This window comes from Candidatus Nanosynbacter lyticus, from assembly GCF_000803625.1.
Classification (GTDB): Bacteria; Patescibacteriota; Saccharimonadia; order Saccharimonadales; family Saccharimonadaceae; genus Nanosynbacter; species Nanosynbacter lyticus.
This window is the reverse complement of record NZ_CP007496.1, coordinates 508,322-523,641: the sequence shown is the minus strand read 5'-3', so window position 1 is coordinate 523,641 and position 15,320 is coordinate 508,322. Positions and strand designations below refer to the sequence as shown.

General features: G+C 45.2%; 13 protein-coding genes. 11 read left to right on the top strand and 2 right to left on the bottom strand.

Going from position 1 to position 15,320, the window contains the following annotated elements:
* Positions 1-188: 188 nt before the first annotated feature.
* From TM7x_RS03860 to uvrA, 6 genes are all read left to right on the top strand, one after another.
* On the top strand, positions 189-1,391 hold the full coding sequence (locus tag TM7x_RS03860; RefSeq protein ID WP_138074089.1) for a CHAP domain-containing protein: 1,203 nt from the start codon (positions 189-191) through the stop codon (positions 1,389-1,391).
* Between the two features lie 66 nt (positions 1,392-1,457).
* The gene (obgE, locus tag TM7x_RS02740; protein WP_039327671.1) at positions 1,458-2,777 is read left to right on the top strand and encodes a GTPase ObgE; all 1,320 of its coding nucleotides are present in this window, start codon (positions 1,458-1,460) and stop codon (positions 2,775-2,777) included.
* A gap of 18 nt (positions 2,778-2,795) precedes the next feature.
* Positions 2,796-4,214: an exodeoxyribonuclease I gene (gene sbcB, locus TM7x_RS02735; RefSeq protein WP_039327669.1), complete on the top strand. Its 1,419-nt coding sequence runs from the start codon at positions 2,796-2,798 to the stop codon at positions 4,212-4,214.
* 63 nt (positions 4,215-4,277) lie between these two features.
* Entirely contained in the window at positions 4,278-5,900 is a 1,623-nt protein-coding gene (locus TM7x_RS02730) for a WD40/YVTN/BNR-like repeat-containing protein (protein ID WP_138074088.1), read from the top strand.
* Between the two features lie 150 nt (positions 5,901-6,050).
* Positions 6,051-6,281, top strand: coding sequence for a hypothetical protein (locus TM7x_RS04075; RefSeq protein WP_138074087.1), 231 nt, complete (start codon positions 6,051-6,053; stop codon positions 6,279-6,281).
* 138 nt (positions 6,282-6,419) lie between these two features.
* A complete protein-coding gene (uvrA, locus tag TM7x_RS02720; protein WP_039327664.1) occupies positions 6,420-9,230 on the top strand; it encodes an excinuclease ABC subunit UvrA in 2,811 nt (936 codons plus the stop codon).
* A gap of 2 nt (positions 9,231-9,232) precedes the next feature.
* Here the strand turns inward: uvrA and TM7x_RS02715 are convergent, their stop codons facing one another.
* Both TM7x_RS02715 and TM7x_RS04210 read right to left on the bottom strand, forming a co-directional pair.
* Complete coding sequence (locus TM7x_RS02715) at positions 9,233-9,883, bottom strand: DedA family protein (RefSeq protein ID WP_039327662.1); 651 nt, start codon at positions 9,881-9,883, stop codon at positions 9,233-9,235.
* 38 nt (positions 9,884-9,921) lie between these two features.
* Positions 9,922-11,694: an ABC transporter ATP-binding protein gene (locus tag TM7x_RS04210; RefSeq protein WP_082001348.1), complete on the bottom strand. Its 1,773-nt coding sequence runs from the start codon at positions 11,692-11,694 to the stop codon at positions 9,922-9,924.
* 256 nt (positions 11,695-11,950) lie between these two features.
* Between TM7x_RS04210 and TM7x_RS02705 the strand changes: the two genes are divergently transcribed.
* From TM7x_RS02705 to TM7x_RS02685, 5 genes are all read left to right on the top strand, one after another.
* Positions 11,951-12,343, top strand: a complete 393-nt coding sequence (locus TM7x_RS02705; protein WP_039327659.1) for a Fur family transcriptional regulator — start codon at positions 11,951-11,953, stop codon at positions 12,341-12,343.
* The gene (gene trxA / locus TM7x_RS02700; protein ID WP_039328178.1) at positions 12,343-12,672 is read left to right on the top strand and encodes a thioredoxin; all 330 of its coding nucleotides are present in this window, start codon (positions 12,343-12,345) and stop codon (positions 12,670-12,672) included. The genes TM7x_RS02705 and trxA overlap by 1 nt, the downstream gene beginning before the upstream one ends.
* Positions 12,673-12,697: 25 nt before the next feature.
* Positions 12,698-13,093, top strand: coding sequence for a cupin domain-containing protein (locus TM7x_RS02695; protein ID WP_039327657.1), 396 nt, complete (start codon positions 12,698-12,700; stop codon positions 13,091-13,093).
* Between the two features lie 42 nt (positions 13,094-13,135).
* The gene (locus TM7x_RS03855) at positions 13,136-13,612 is read left to right on the top strand and encodes an NUDIX hydrolase (protein ID WP_052198843.1); all 477 of its coding nucleotides are present in this window, start codon (positions 13,136-13,138) and stop codon (positions 13,610-13,612) included.
* Positions 13,613-13,714: 102 nt separating this feature from the next.
* The gene (locus TM7x_RS02685) at positions 13,715-15,316 is read left to right on the top strand and encodes a helix-hairpin-helix domain-containing protein (protein ID WP_052198842.1); all 1,602 of its coding nucleotides are present in this window, start codon (positions 13,715-13,717) and stop codon (positions 15,314-15,316) included.
* Positions 15,317-15,320: the final 4 nt, after the last annotated feature.

The following is a 15,320-nucleotide window of genomic DNA, read 5'->3' as shown; positions in this document are numbered from 1 at the left end:
AATTTATTGACTTTATTGTCAATGTTGTGTAAAATGGAATGTAGATCGTTTGTCTAATTTATCAATAAGGGTAAATTATGGTAAATGACCTACCAAAATTGTCGCTACGGATATAGCAAAACTAATGTAGAATATAATAATCAATTAGGTCGACAACATATCCTGTTCTATTGCGAGAAGAAAGACAATTGGGTAGAAGTATCAGTGGTAACATTGATACAAGGAGCACGATTATTCGTAACCATTTTATAACTCTTCGGGGTAAGAAACGTAAGCTGCAATCGTTCGCGGTTTACGGCGGAATATTTTTGTTAACTATATCATTTTTGGTTTACGGCAACAGTAGTAATAATGCGGTTGCTGAAAAGCCGAAAACTTTAGCATCAGCTGAAGTATCTAATACGAGCACATCGACAGCATCTGGAGTTGTCAAAGCTAAAACCGTTTCAGTGGATAAGTTAGCGGCAGCTAGCGCTGTGACTAATTTGGCAGAGACGGCAGAGTTGCCTTCAGCTGGTGACTTGCGTGAATCAGAGACTTCATTGACGATTAAGAAAAACCTTTCTCAGAATGACTCTGAGGTTATCACAAAACCTGATATTGTGAAGCCTGACACATCTGCTGCGCGTGGCATTTCTTCATATGTGACTAAAGAGGGTGACAATATAGAGAAAATTGCAAAGAAGTTTAAGATTTCTCCACAGACGCTTCGTTGGGCAAATAATACTACCTCAGATGCTATTGAGCCTAATAAGACACTTATTGTTCCGCTGATTGATGGTGTTGTTTATACAGTTAAGGATGGTGATACGGCGCAATCTTTGGCTGATAAGTATAAGACTAGCGCTGAGAGGGTTGTTCTATATAACGATATTGATGACGGATCAAAATTAACTGCTGGTGCGCGTATTGTGATACCTGGAGGTGAGCTGCCGGAGGCTGAACGTCCAGGCTATGTAGCACCACGCGGTAGATTGTCACATGGTAATAGTAGGTACGGTTCTTATGGACATGGATCATCGTCTACTACTAGTGCTAGCCGAAGCTGGCTGACCGCATCTGTTGGCAACCGATATGCTGCTGGTAACTGTACTTGGTATGCTTACGAACGTCGCTTGCAGCTGGGTCGTCCAATTGGTAGTTTCTGGGGTAACGCTAACACCTGGCATACTAGTGCTCGTGCGGCTGGATTCTTAGTTAATAATACACCAGTGCCGGGTGCTATTATTCAGAACACTTGGGGCGGTTATGGTTACGGACATGTTGGTATCGTGGAGCGGGTAGATGGTCATAATATATATGTTTCAGATATGAACTATGCAGGTTACAATGTTATTTCTTCTCGTACCATACCGCTTGCTGAGGTTGGCCGCTATAGCTTCATACACTAAAATTTTAAGATGACACCAATACGACACCCCGTCGACTGATGGGGTGTTTTCTGGTATAATTAGATCATGTTTGTTGATATCGCAAAAGTTTTTGTTCGAGCTGGCAGGGGCGGCAATGGTGCGGTCAGTTTTCGACATGAGAAATATGTTGACAAGGGTGGTCCTGATGGCGGCGACGGTGGACGTGGCGGTGATGTGGTGTTTTTGGCGACCAAAGACCTGAATACGCTGCTGAACTTTCGCTATAAGCCAGAGCTGAAAGCGGAAAATGGTGAGGACGGCAGTAAGCGTAAAAAGCGTGGCAAGAGCGGATCGCCGCTGGTCGTAAAAGTGCCGATGGGTACATTGGTCAAGCGTGACGGCAAGGTGGTGGCGGATTTGACAGTGGACCAGCAGCAGGCAGTCGTTGCCCGCGGCGGTGACGGTGGTTTTGGTAACGCACATTTTACGTCCAGCACCCGCCAAGCACCAAAGATTGCTGAACTTGGTGAGGCGGGTGAAGAATTTGAGGCGGAGTTGGAATTGAAATTATTGGCCGACGTCGGCTTGGTTGGCTTTCCTAATGCTGGTAAATCGACCTTCTTGAGCGTGGTTTCTAACGCCCGACCAGAGATCGCTAATTACGAGTTCACGACGTTGACGCCAAATCTGGGCGTGGCGGATGTTGATGATGGCTCAATTTTGATCGCTGATATTCCAGGGTTGATTGAGGGCGCGTCGGAAGGCAAGGGCTTGGGTGACCAGTTCCTTCGTCACGTTGAGCGGACGGCCGTGTTACTGCACATGATTGACGCGTATAGTGATGATCCAGCGGAGAAATACCAGACTATTCGCCGTGAGCTGGAAAAATATTCCGAGGAATTGGCGACGCGTCCAGAGATCATCGCTTTGACGAAATGTGAAGGGTTGGACGATGAAATTATAGCTATGCAGTCGACGGCACTTCAGAATGTAGCCAATGGTTCGCCAGTGGTGGCGATTTCCTCACAAACACATACTGGCGTAACCGAACTGCTACGCCTACTGCGTCGTGAGGTTACGGACTATCGAGCACGTGAGGCAGAGATGGTTGAGGAAGAGGGCGATGAGTTGCCAGTCATTACTTTGGATGGGCAAGCAGCGTCTGACGCTTGGACGGTAGAGCGAGTTGTTGGTGCGGAGCCTGAAAATGTGGACGAGGAAGATGTGGTTAGTTTCATTATCCACGGGCCTAAAATTGAAAAGTTTGCTCGCCGCACTAACTTTGATCAATTTGAATCGGTCAATCGCCTGCGCGATATCATGCGAAAAATGGGTATCGCTCACGAGTTAATTCGTCAGGGTGCAGTGGGCGATACCTTGGTGCAGATTGGCGAATCGATGCCGTTTACGCTGGTTGAGCAATAGGTTTGCTATACTATAATCATGGCACAAACATTTTTCTTTTATGACCTGGAAACCAGCGGATTAAATCCGCGGCAAGACCGAATCATGCAGTTTGCCGGGCAGCGGACAGACATGAATCTCGAGCCGATTGGTGAGCCTTATAATCTGCTGGTGACGCTGAATGATGATACTTTGCCGAGTCCTGATGCGCTGATGGTGACGGGCATCACGCCGCAAAAAACGGTTGAGGAGGGCTACAGCGAGGCGCAGTTTGCCCGGATGCTCAGTGAGGAAATTTTCACGCCAGACACCATTGCGGTTGGTTTTAATAATATTCGGTTCGACGACGAGTTTATTCGTCATTTGTTGTGGCGTAATTTTCATGATCCGTACGAGTGGAGCTGGAAGGACGGCCGCTCGCGTTGGGACTTGCTGGATGCAGTTCGGTTGACCAGGGCACTCAGGCCAGAGGGGATCAAGTGGCCGCTTGATGACAAGGGCGAGCCAAGCAACCGTCTGGAACTGATCACCAGCGCCAACGGTATTGCGCACGAAAATGCTCATGACGCTTTGGCGGACGTGACAGCACTGATCGCTGTGACGAAATTGATCAAGCAAAAGCAGCCGCAATTGTATGATTATTTGCTGAAAATGCGCGATAAAAAAGTAGTCCAGCAACTGGTCAATGTGGACGACAAAAAACCGTTTGTCTATGCCAGCGGGCGCTACGATAAAGAATTTGCCAAAACTACGGTGGCATTTCCAATGACGACCAGTCGAAACGGCGGTGTGGTTGTCTATGATCTGCGCTATGATCCGACGCCGTTTGTTGAGCTGAGTACTGAAGAATTATCGAAGAAAATCTTTGCTTCGTGGGAAGAGCGCCAGGCCGAAGATTTCGTTAAATTGCCAGTCAAAGAGTTGCAGTACAATCGCTGTCCGGCGGTAGCGCCGCTGGGTGTGCTGGAACAAGGCGATGGCTGGCAGAAGATTTCGCTTGATCTAAAGACAGTGCAGAAACATCAAAATATTTTACTGAATCACCCGGACTTTGCCGAAAAATTACGGACTATTTTTGAAAACAAGCCAGCCTTCAAGAAATTGCCTGATCCAGAAGCGCAATTGTATGATGGCTTTTTGAACGACCGTGATCGTATCCGTGTCGAGGCGGTGCGTAATGCTGATGAGCGTGAGCTGGCCGATTTTCATCCAGAATTTCAGGACGAACGGTTAGCGCCGCTGTTGCTGCACTACAAGGCACGTAATTTTCCGCGCTCACTCAGTGAAGATGATTTGGCACAATGGGAAATCTGGCGGGCTCAGTATTTGCAGGCGCAACTGCCAGGGTTTATGGCGTCTCTGCAGCGGTTAGCGCCGACAGCAGCTGACAAACAACAGTTTATTTTGCAAGAATTGCAATTGTGGGCTGAGTCTGTTTTACCGGTTGTTGATTCTTAGTCTCTAGCTGTGATATTATGGTTATGCTATTTGAATTATATTAACTTAACAGGAGGGTGACTAATGTCGTCTAGAAAGAAACGTAAAATATATGGAGGCATATCAATTTTCTTTGCTGTGTCTGTAGTCTCTTTGGCTGCGATGTTTGCGCCTTTCGCTAAGGCAGAGGCTGCATATAGCTGGAAGGATATAACGATACCAGGCGGTAAGGTCAAAGAGTCACGTATTAGCTCTGATGGTTCGAAGTTGATTGTGCTGCAGGAGGGTGCCACTTTTAATGATCGGAAGCTTCTGGTTTCTACTGATGGCGGCGCAAACTGGAGCAGTAGCGCAGCGCCAGAAGGGGCAATTAACTTATTGACAAATACAGACGGCTCCAAGTTGGTAGTACAAGGCAAATATGGACAAAATAACATTTATGTATCCACTGATGGCGGTAGTAGCTGGACGACTCCAGCCGCACCAGTAGAAAGTGATGCAAGTCTACGCATGAGTCCTGACGGCTCTACTTTGACCAAGTGTGGGTACGGCGGACCTCTGTATGTCTCCAGGGATAATGGTCAGACTTGGGTGCAAAAGGGTGATGAATGTCCTAATGCTGTATTCAACGGCGGTAAGATGATGCTTACGACTTATGGTGACCTCAAGCAATCAACAGATTATGGTGCAACCTGGGAGATTGTCAAAGACGGAGCTCATTTTGGCGCAGCTTTTAGTGCTAATGGTGCTAGTATATTTGATGGCAAAAAGGTTTCGGTTGATGGGGGTACTAATTGGAGCTCAATCTCTCCGATACCAGGTCATGAGGTTTCGTCTAATGACGTCTCACGGATAGGTATTAGCAATGACGGTAAAAGATTATTTGTCACCCTTGAGCCAGATAGTTACTATCCGTCATGGGCACCGGTCGCTTCATCGGTAGACGGTGGTAAGACTTGGCAACAGTGGGGTAGTGAAAAATTTGAAGGTGGTTCTATCTCAATGACCGCTGATGGCTCTAAAATCTTTGCAACAGCAAATAATAACATCTATCGTTTAGGCACACTACAATTAACTCAGACTAAGACTTTTGACGTAAGTACAAAGTCTGCTCCAGCAAACACAGATAATGCAGTAGCTAAGTCTACTATTGCGGCTAAATCGCTTCGTTGCTATGACATTGTCGCCTCATCAGTTAAGTCTCTGTCTGCTGACGGTATTACACCTACCGAGGCGCGAATAAAGATTTTGGGAGGCTTATCGTTCAATATTAATTGTACCCAAGCGTCGGCCTCGTCAGATATTACAGTGTCTCTTGCAAGCCAATATGACGTTTCGAAGGTGCGAGTTTATAAAAAGGATTCAGCTACGGCTAATCTACAGGATATAACTAGCCAAGCTGTAATTAAAAATGAAACTATTGCCGGTAAGACAGTTACGACAGTGTCATATAAAGTGGTCGACGGTGCTAATAATGACGATGACCATACTGCAAACAGTGTCATTACTGACCCAGTTTATTTCGGCGTAGTGAATGATCCTGCATCTCCAGCTACTCCAGCGGGTGCAGCATCTAATCCAGCAGGCATCACTCCTAAGGGTGGTAAATCTGGAGGTCTTGCCAATACAGGAGCTTCTGTTTGGGCGATTGGTGGTTTAGCTATCGTAGTTATTGCCGGCGGAATAGTTTTAAAACGATATATTTAATTAATGACTAATTAAGTTAAAGACGGAGCGAGCTTTTGAGGTTCAATATTGGAGCCAGGCTCGCTCTTCTTTGTTTGGTAAAGAAGGTAAGTCGCCACTAGAGCAAGTTCGTTTTTTCGATCTGGCGTAAACTGACGAAATGTCCGATTTATGCGTCGTTGGGTGAGTTCGCTAGCGACATCAATAATTTTCCAAACTAGCGCCGATAACGACTTCCTAAGAATAATAGCTAGCGGTATGGTGGCCGCCCAGAAAATAACCATCGAAATTGCCGATAAGTGGATGTTGGTGAAGGGGATTTTGCCGATGAAAAAGAAGAAAAATAGTTGGTCAACCATAAAAGGTGCGATCAATATCGCTCCAGATATCACAATTAAGTAAATGCCCAACTTTCTCATAAATTTAACTGTAACAAATAAGATATTCACTTGCAATCATAAGCATAATATGTTTTAAATTAGATTTACATTAGCACTTAGGCTGGAAAAATTAGTTAAAAACCTATATAATATAGCGGTTATGGCAGAGGTGATTCGCGTCAAAGGCGCTCGTGAACATAATTTAAGGAACGTGGATATTGAGATTCCACGTGATAAATTAGTTGTGATTACGGGGCTGAGCGGATCAGGCAAATCCAGTCTAGCGTTTGATACGATTTATGCTGAAGGTCAGCGTCGCTATATGGAGAGCTTAAACTCGTACGCTCGTCAGTTTTTAGGGACGATGGATAAGCCTGATGTTGATTCAATTGAAGGTCTAAGTCCAGCTATTTCAATCGACCAGAAATCAACTAGCCGCAACCCGCGCTCCACAGTGGCGACGGTGACAGAAATTTATGATTATTTGCGACTGTTGTTTGCCAGAATTGGCGTACCGCATTGTCCAGTTTGTGGCAATGAAGTGACACGGCGCACGGCTGAGACGATTATTGATGAGATTTTACGGCAATTTGTTGATAAGCGAATTTTACTATTGGCACCAATTGTCAAAAATAAAAAGGGTGAGTTTGCGCATATTCCAGAGCAATATCAGCGGCTTGGTTATGCCAGAGTGCGCGTTGACGGCGTAGTGTATGCGCTAGATGAGTTTCCAGAATTGCAAAAAAGTTACAAGCATAATATTGAGTTGGTGGTTGATCGATTGGCTCTGAGTGGTGAAATGCGTTCACGCTTAAGTCAGAGTGTCGAGCAGTCGCTAGAACTTGGGCAAGGAGTCCTCGAGGTTTTAGAGGCTGATAGCGGTGATGTAAAAACATTTTCGCAACGATATGCTTGTGTTGACCATCCTGACGTTGATATTCCAGAGTTAGAGCCAAGGCTGTTTAGCTTTAACGCTCCACAGGGTGCTTGCCCGACATGTACTGGTTTGGGGTCAAGGCTGGAGATTGACCCGGAATTGGTTTTTAATAATAATTTGACAATTTCTGAGGGTGCGATTCGGCCGTATAATAGGATGAATTCTGATGCTTGGAATATGAAGCGGCTAGCGTCTGTGAGCGAGGCGCATGATTTTAGCTTGCGAGTACCGGTAGGCAAATTACCCGATGATGCTAAGCAGAAGATTTTATACGGTACTGGCGATCAGAAATATCGTGTAGAGTTGGGTGGTGGGCGACACTACGAAACGACGTATGAGGGGGTTATTCCTAATTTGGAACGGCGCTGGCGAGAAACTGATAGTGATTTTGTGCGGCGGGATATTGAGCGGTTTATGCGCGAGCGGGATTGTTATGCGTGTAGGGGTGCGCGCTTAAAGCCAGCAGTTTTGGCGGTCACGGTCCATGATTTGAATATTGTCGATGTGTGCGATTTGAGTGTCGATGACGCGTTGGATTTGTTTAATAAATTGAATCTAACTGAGCAAGAGATGGCCATTGCGCGGCTTATTTTAAAGGAGATTAAGTCGCGCTTGACGTTTATGAGTAATGTTGGCCTGAACTATTTGGAACTAAGTCGGGCAGCTAATACGTTAAGTGGTGGAGAGGCGCAGCGAATTAGGCTGGCGACGCAGATTGGGGCTGGGCTGCAGGGCGTGCTTTACGTGCTTGATGAGCCGTCAATTGGCTTGCATCAACGTGATAATGACAAATTGATTGACATGCTAAAACGTCTTCGTGATTTAGGTAATTCTGTGCTGGTAGTTGAGCATGATGAAGACACTATTCGGCAAAGTGATTTTCTGGTTGATATGGGACCGGGTGCTGGCGTGAATGGCGGTCGAGTAGTGGCAACGGGTGCACCTGATGTGGTGGCAAAGAACCAAGATAGCATTACTGGCCGCTATTTATCGGGTGTAGAAAAAATTGCCGTACCAAAAAAGCGGCGTAAGATTATGAAGGACAGGCAATTGGTTGTTCGGGGTGCTCGCGAAAATAATCTGAAGAATATCGATGTGGCGTTTCCGCTGGGGCTAATGACAGTGGTGTCAGGAGTTTCGGGTAGCGGTAAATCGACACTAGTTAACGATATTGTAGCTCGTGAGTTGGCGGCGCGACTTAATAGGTCAACTACGGCTCCTGGTCTACATAAAACAATTGATGGCGTTAACCTGCTGGATAAAGCTATTGTCATCGACCAGTCACCAATTGGCCGCACGCCGCGCTCTAATCCAGCAACCTACACTGGCATTTTTACGCCAATTCGTGAGCTATTTGCTAGCACGCCTGAGGCTAATGTTCGCGGCTATAAAGCTGGGCGGTTCAGTTTTAACGTCAAGGGCGGTCGCTGCGAAAATTGCCAGGGTGATGGTGTGATAAAAATTGAAATGCACTTTTTACCGGATGTTTATGTTCAGTGTGACGAATGTCATGGCAAACGCTATAACCGTGAGGCGTTGGAGATTAAATATAAAGATAAGACAATTGCTGACGTGTTAGATATGACCATTGACCAGGCTGCGAGCTTTTTTGACAGCGTGCCTAATATTGCCCGGAAATTACAGACGTTAGTGGAGGTTGGTCTGGGCTATATTAAGCTCGGTCAGCCGGCAACTACTTTTTCTGGTGGTGAGGCGCAGCGGATTAAACTAGCGACAGAGTTGTCTAAGCGATCCACTGGAAAAACTATGTATATTCTAGACGAGCCAACAACCGGGCTTCACTCGGCTGACGTTAAGCGATTGCTGGGGATTTTGCAGCAGCTGGTTGACGGCGGTAATAGTATGATTATTATTGAGCATAATCTGGATGTCATCAAGTCGGCTGACTGGGTGATTGATATGGGGCCTGAAGGTGGAATTGGTGGCGGTACGGTGGTGGCTAGCGGTACTCCTGAAGACATCACTAAAGCACCAGAGTCCTTTACCGGTAAGTATCTTAAGAAAATGCTTTAGATCTATTTCTTGCGTTTAGTTTTTGTGAGTAGTATCAGTAGTTGTTTGCGCAGTAGAGCGCGAGTGTTTGGCTGTTTCAGTGCGTGGATAAGCATTGGCAGGACTGACAAGAAGATGATGAGGATTGCGGCGACTTCGATGTTAACACCAGCTTTGGTGAGGAATTCGCCGGCATAAAAACCTAGATAGACAAATAGCGATGACCATAGAAAACCTCCCACAATATTAAAGGCTAGGAAAGTTTTATAATGCATTTTACTAGCACCGGCAACAATTGGCGCAAAAGTTCTCACAATTGGCACAAACCTAGCTAGGACGATGGTAACTGAGCCGTGCTTATCGTAGAATTTTTCAGTTTGCTCTAAATATTTTTTCTTGAAAAAGCGAGAGTTTTCTTTCTCGAATAATTTTCTCCCAACCTTATGACCAAAACTATAGCCAACACTGTCTCCTAACACTGCTGCAATAAAAATTAAAAGTGCAAAAATATGAATATCAATATGTAGAATATTTTGTTGCACCATGTAGCCGGAAGTAAAAAGTAAACTATCTCCCGGTAGTACAAATCCAATCAGCAGTCCAGACTCTGCGAAAACTACTAATAAAATTGCTATTACACCAAAGCTCGTAATCAAGTGAATGAAAGATTCCATACGTCAATTATAGCATAATTATAATGCGATAAATTTGCCTACTCTTCAATGAATCCGCCGGACTGCCGTGCCCACAGTTTTGCATAAACGCCACGTTTTTTGGCAAGCAGCTGCTCGTGTGAACCGTCTTCAACGATGTGCCCGTTTTCTAAGACAATTATACGATCCAGCTTGGCGATGGTTGATAAGCGGTGTGCGATGACAATTGAAGTTCGGCCCTTCATTAGAGTTTCCAGCGACTTTTGGATTAGTGCTTCTGATTCTGAGTCTAATGCTGAGGTCGCTTCATCAAGAACCAGGATTGGCGCATCTTTCAAAATCGCCCTGGCAATGGCGATACGTTGCCTCTGACCACCTGACAGTTTCACGCCGCGCTCACCAACCATTGTATCGAAACCATCTTGCAGCTTGATAATAAAATCATAGGCGCCAGCTTTTTTGGCGGCACGTTCAATTTCAGCATCAGTCGCGTCAGGCTGACCATAGGCGATATTCTCACGTACCGAACGGTGAAATAGTAGTGGCTCTTGCGGCACGTAGGCGATTTGTTCGCGCAGGCTTGCTTGGGTAACCTCGGCAATATCTTGCGAGTCGATGGTAATCTCGCCCGAGTCAATATCGGCAAATCGTAATAGTAATTTAGTCAGGGTAGTCTTGCCGGAGCCACTTGATCCAACTAGGCCAATTTTTTCACCCGGCTGAATATTGAGCGAGAAATCATGAAATAGTGTATCACCTTGACCCTCGTCGTGCGTAAAAGTGATATTGTCCATTACGATACCACCGCGCGTAACGTCAAGTTTCGCGTCACTTCGGTCAACCAGTGTTGTTGGTGTTTGAAGAATTTCTACCATTTCGTGGGCGTCGCCAATGATACGGTTATAGCTACGCATAATGCCGTTCATGTTCCATAGTTCGTGGGCGACACTACTGGTATAAGTGATGATAAGGTAGACTGCGGCTACTGAAACTAGGTTATGCTGAGCGGCATATACCGCAAAGATAATTGCTCCTATTTTAATCAACATATTGATGGTTGAGTAGACAGTGCTGACTTTTAGAAATCCATGCATTGTATCAAGGCTGGCGCTGCGCCATGAGCTAACAGTTTTTTTGAAACGCTGCTGTTCTGTCGCTTCAGCACCAGATGACTTTACGGCCAAAACATTTGAAAGCACATCCGCCAATTGCCCGCTTAATTTATTGCTAGCTTTAGCCTCCTTCTTGTTCAATCTAGCCATTGGCTTAGATCCGTAATAGACGACAACACTAAAGACAATCGAGAGAATTAGTAGGAATAATGCGTATTGCCAGAGCAGAGTAGATAGGACGATGATTGAGCCAATTAAGGAAATCGCTAGGGGCAAAATTGACCAAATAATGGTATCCCAAAAACGCTCGGTAGCGCCGCTTAATTTGTTGGTTTGACTGACTAGTGAACCACTGAATTTACTGGAGTGGAAAAACATAGTTTGATTAGTTAATTTGCTAAAACATCGTACGTATAAATCGCGCTGCATGGCTGTTTCAAATGTCCAGGCCAGGTATAAAACTAAACGCCAGCCGATGACGCTTGACCACAGTTGACTGACGCCGTATAGGCCAATTAACATCCATAAATTGTTAGAATCGTGTAGCTGGTTATGTTGGATGATGCTTAATAGTTGGGCAATAATCAACGGACCAACAAAAATAGTAACGGCAAGTGTGATGATTGCAAAAAATATCGTTAAGTTTCGACGGTGTTTATAAGGTGATGATGCTCGCCAAAATAAACTTAATATTTCTTTGTTATTTAATTTATTTTTCAAATTGGCTCCTTTCTATGAAGAGGCGTTTATGAGCTTGGTTATTTATTATCGGATACTTGGTCGCTAACGAATAATTACCCTTAAATAACCATGTTACAATAGCTCGTTGATTTGCTATAGAGTAATGAAAATTGATTTGATTAGAGGAACTCATTTGAGTTCATAGACTTGGGTTATTATATTGAATTAGCTATCTTAAGTCAATTGTTGTTGCAAAACACTTGTTTATTTATTGTAAATAATTTACAATAGTAACATGACGCAAGTAGTTAGGCGCTTAACAAAATACACGAACGACGTGCTGGTGATATTAAAAAATAAACATCATGCGACAAATTCGGATATTGCTCAGGTGCTGCGAGATACTTACTCTGATGTTAGTGATACGACAGTGCACCGCGTTACTCAACGTCTACATGGAGATGGGTTGATTGGCTTGGCTCCGCCGACAAAGCGAGGCTGTTTGCGTTATGATGCTTGCGTAGATCCACACGATCATTTTTTGTGCGATAATTGTGATAATTTGCGAGATATCATAATTGCAGAAGAAGTGAAAAAGCAAATTGCATGTGAAATGGACGATTGTTATTTTGATGGACCGTTAGTAATAATGGGGATGTGTAAAAAATGCCAGAAAAGGAGGAAATAATGGCGTTATATGAGATTACAACAAAACAAGAATTTGAAGAGAAAGTATTAAAAAACGACAAGCCAGTGCTGGTTGATTTTTGGGCGCCATGGTGTCCGCCGTGCCGAGCGATGGCGCCAATTTTACATCAAATTGCTGAAGAAACTGAGTTTGATGTCGTCAAAGTCGATACTGAAGCCAGCCAGGAAAATGCGCAGTTGGCTATGGACTATCGCGTTCAAGGTATTCCGAATATGAAGGTTTTTGTTGGCGGTGAAATTGTTGAGGAGATGGTTGGCATGAAACCGAAGCAAACGCTGATCGATGCTTTAGAAAAAGCCGCAAAGTAGAAATTAAGTTAAAAGGAGGATTTTTATGAAGGGTTTTAATGGAAATATTGAAGAATTGACAGTGCAGAATGATAATTTTCGCCAGGTGCTGTATACGGCGAAGCATTGTCAATTGGTATTGATGAGCCTGCCAGTTGGTGGTGAAATTGGTTCAGAGATTCATGAGGAGAATGATCAATTTTTCCGATTTGAGGCAGGCCAGGGCAAGGTTTTGATTGATGGCAATGAGTATGTTGTGTCTGATGGTAGCGCTATCATCGTGCCAGCAGGTGCTGAGCATAATGTGATAAATACTGGCGAAGAGCCGCTTAAGCTCTACACGATTTATAGCCCAGCACATCACAAAGATGGCATTGTTCGGGCGACACGCGAAGAGGCGGAAGCCAACGAAGAAGATTTTGATGGCGTAACCACAGAATAAGTTATCGTTAAAATAAAAAACTCTACCAAATTGGTGGATTTCATGGCTTATAAAGAATCAGTCATTAGTAAGATGTTCAGTGTATTTGGGCGAGCAATTTTTCGTGGAATTGCCTGCGTAATGTCACTGGTGTTTAAGCTTGGACCGAAAAAAGATCGCGTGCGGGTGATTATTTATCGTGATGATGGCGATATTTTACTAGTAAAGAGTCGCTTTAGTCGCCAAGAATGGGCCTTGCCGGGCGGCGGCGTGAATCGTAATGAGGGTTATGAACAGGCTGCTGCGAGAGAGATCCTGGGAGAGGTTGGAATAAAAATAGATAATTTGCGATATCTCGGAAAAGCTAATTCTCATGAATCGTATCTCGCCTTTCCAGTTCGGGTGTTTGCCGCATGTGCGTCAACTCAAGATATAAAGTGTAATTTTGAGATAATTGAGGTGCGGTGGATTAATGGAAAAAATATACCCAAAGAATATCGTAAATTGTGCAGTCCTAGAAGTTCAAGATTATGCATATAAGGTACTTCTGGCGCAGCGTCCTACTAAAAATAATATACTCGGGCGGAGTGGTTCGCAGAAGAATACTTGCATAAATATGATTTTTAGACTGTAATATATCTAGTGAACCAAGTGTTGCAAGCCAAACTCAAAACTCTACCGCGCACTCCTGGCGTTTATTTTCATAAGTCAGCCAGCGGTGAGATTATTTATGTGGGCAAGGCGGCTGTACTGAAAAACCGCGTGCGTCAGTATTTTCAGGATTCGCGCGGGCGGGACAATAAAACCATGGCGTTGGTAGCGGAAATCGCTGATACCGATTGGATTGAGACCGAGAGCGAAGTTGACGCCTTGTTTCTGGAAAGCGAGATGGTCAAGCGCTATATGCCGCGCTACAATGTGCTGCTGCGTGATGATAAATCGCAGATGTACGTGCGAATCGACATGAAAAGCGAGTGGCCGACCGTCAGTTTTACGCGTAACCCAGCTGATGATGGCGCGGAATATATTGGTCCGTTTTATAATGGCTTTGCCTTGAAAAAAGCCCTACGATATTTGCGGCGAGTATTTCCCTATTTGACCAGACAGCGGCGACCGGGGCAGTCGAAATTAGATGAAGATTTGGGCTTGAGCCCGCGGCTGAGTGATGGGACGGAGCTATACAAAGCTAATTTGCGTAAACTCATCAGCTATATCAAGGGCAATCGTAAAGCCATCGCTGCCGAGCTGGAACGCGACATGAAAACGGCGGCTGGGCTGCACGATTTTGAGCGGGCGGCCGACCTTCGCAATAAGCTACGCGCCATGCAGGAATTGCAGCGGCGGGTTTGTTTTGGCGACAAAGAGTTTTTGGATATCTCTAAGGACCAGGCGCTGGCTGATTTGGCGAAATTGTTGGGCCTAAAAGATATCCCGGTGCGCATCGAGGGCTATGATATTTCGCATATGAGTGGCCAGCAGGTTGTCGCCAGTATGGTGGTATTTACCAATGGCGTCAGCGACCGGGCGGAGTACCGCAAGTTCAAAGTCAGTGAGAAAAATGATGACACGGGCAATATCTATCAGACGATTTTTCGCCGGCTGAGCGAACGTCATCTAAAAAGCTGGGGTCGTCCCGATCTGCTGCTGATTGACGGTGGTAAAGGCCAGCTGGCGGCAGCCATCAGAGCGCGTGATGAGCGTGGCGTCGCCGTGCCGATCATCAGCATCGCCAAGCGTGAGGAAGAACTACTGGTGCATAAGACCGGTTCGCAGATTGATACGGCGTTCATTGAGCAAATACGGTCGCAGCTACGGACGGACATTATGGTTCACGAAGATGGTGACGTCTATGTGGTGAATTTACATCCAGACCAACGTAATGCTGGTTCGCATTCAAAAAACTTACGAGCTAGCATGGAGAGCACTCGGCACGAACGTCCGACGGCGGCCGAGAATACCCTTGCGGCAACTGACATCGTCAAATTATTCCAGCGCATTCGCGACGAGTCGCATCGTTTTGCCGTGAGCTATCACACCGCACTCAAACGCCAGCAGCAAACGAAAAATCAGCTGGAGGAAATTCCTGGAATCGGGCCAAAAACCCGTGCCAAATTGCTGAAAAAATTTGGTAGTATTAAGAAAATTTTTGAGGCAAGTGACGAAGACCTAGAGGTGGAAATTGGTAGGCAAAAAACGCAGCTTATAAAGCAGGCTTCAGAAAACATTAACATTAATCGACAATAAAGCA

Bases quoted from the DNA above. Each gene is read 5' to 3' on its own strand.
- obgE (WP_039327671.1), top strand. From the start codon at position 1,458: ATGTTTGTTGATATCGCAAAAGTTTTTGTTCGAGCTGGCAGGGGCGGC.
- sbcB (WP_039327669.1), top strand. From the start codon at position 2,796: ATGGCACAAACATTTTTCTTTTATGACCTGGAAACCAGCGGATTAAAT.
- TM7x_RS02730 (WP_138074088.1), top strand. From the start codon at position 4,278: ATGTCGTCTAGAAAGAAACGTAAAATATATGGAGGCATATCAATTTTC.
- TM7x_RS04075 (WP_138074087.1), top strand. From the start codon at position 6,051: ATGCGTCGTTGGGTGAGTTCGCTAGCGACATCAATAATTTTCCAAACT.
- uvrA (WP_039327664.1), top strand. From the start codon at position 6,420: ATGGCAGAGGTGATTCGCGTCAAAGGCGCTCGTGAACATAATTTAAGG.
- TM7x_RS02715 (WP_039327662.1), bottom strand. From the start codon at position 9,883: ATGGAATCTTTCATTCACTTGATTACGAGCTTTGGTGTAATAGCAATT.
- TM7x_RS02705 (WP_039327659.1), top strand. From the start codon at position 11,951: ATGACGCAAGTAGTTAGGCGCTTAACAAAATACACGAACGACGTGCTG.
- trxA (WP_039328178.1), top strand. From the start codon at position 12,343: ATGGCGTTATATGAGATTACAACAAAACAAGAATTTGAAGAGAAAGTA.
- TM7x_RS02695 (WP_039327657.1), top strand. From the start codon at position 12,698: ATGAAGGGTTTTAATGGAAATATTGAAGAATTGACAGTGCAGAATGAT.
- TM7x_RS03855 (WP_052198843.1), top strand. From the start codon at position 13,136: ATGGCTTATAAAGAATCAGTCATTAGTAAGATGTTCAGTGTATTTGGG.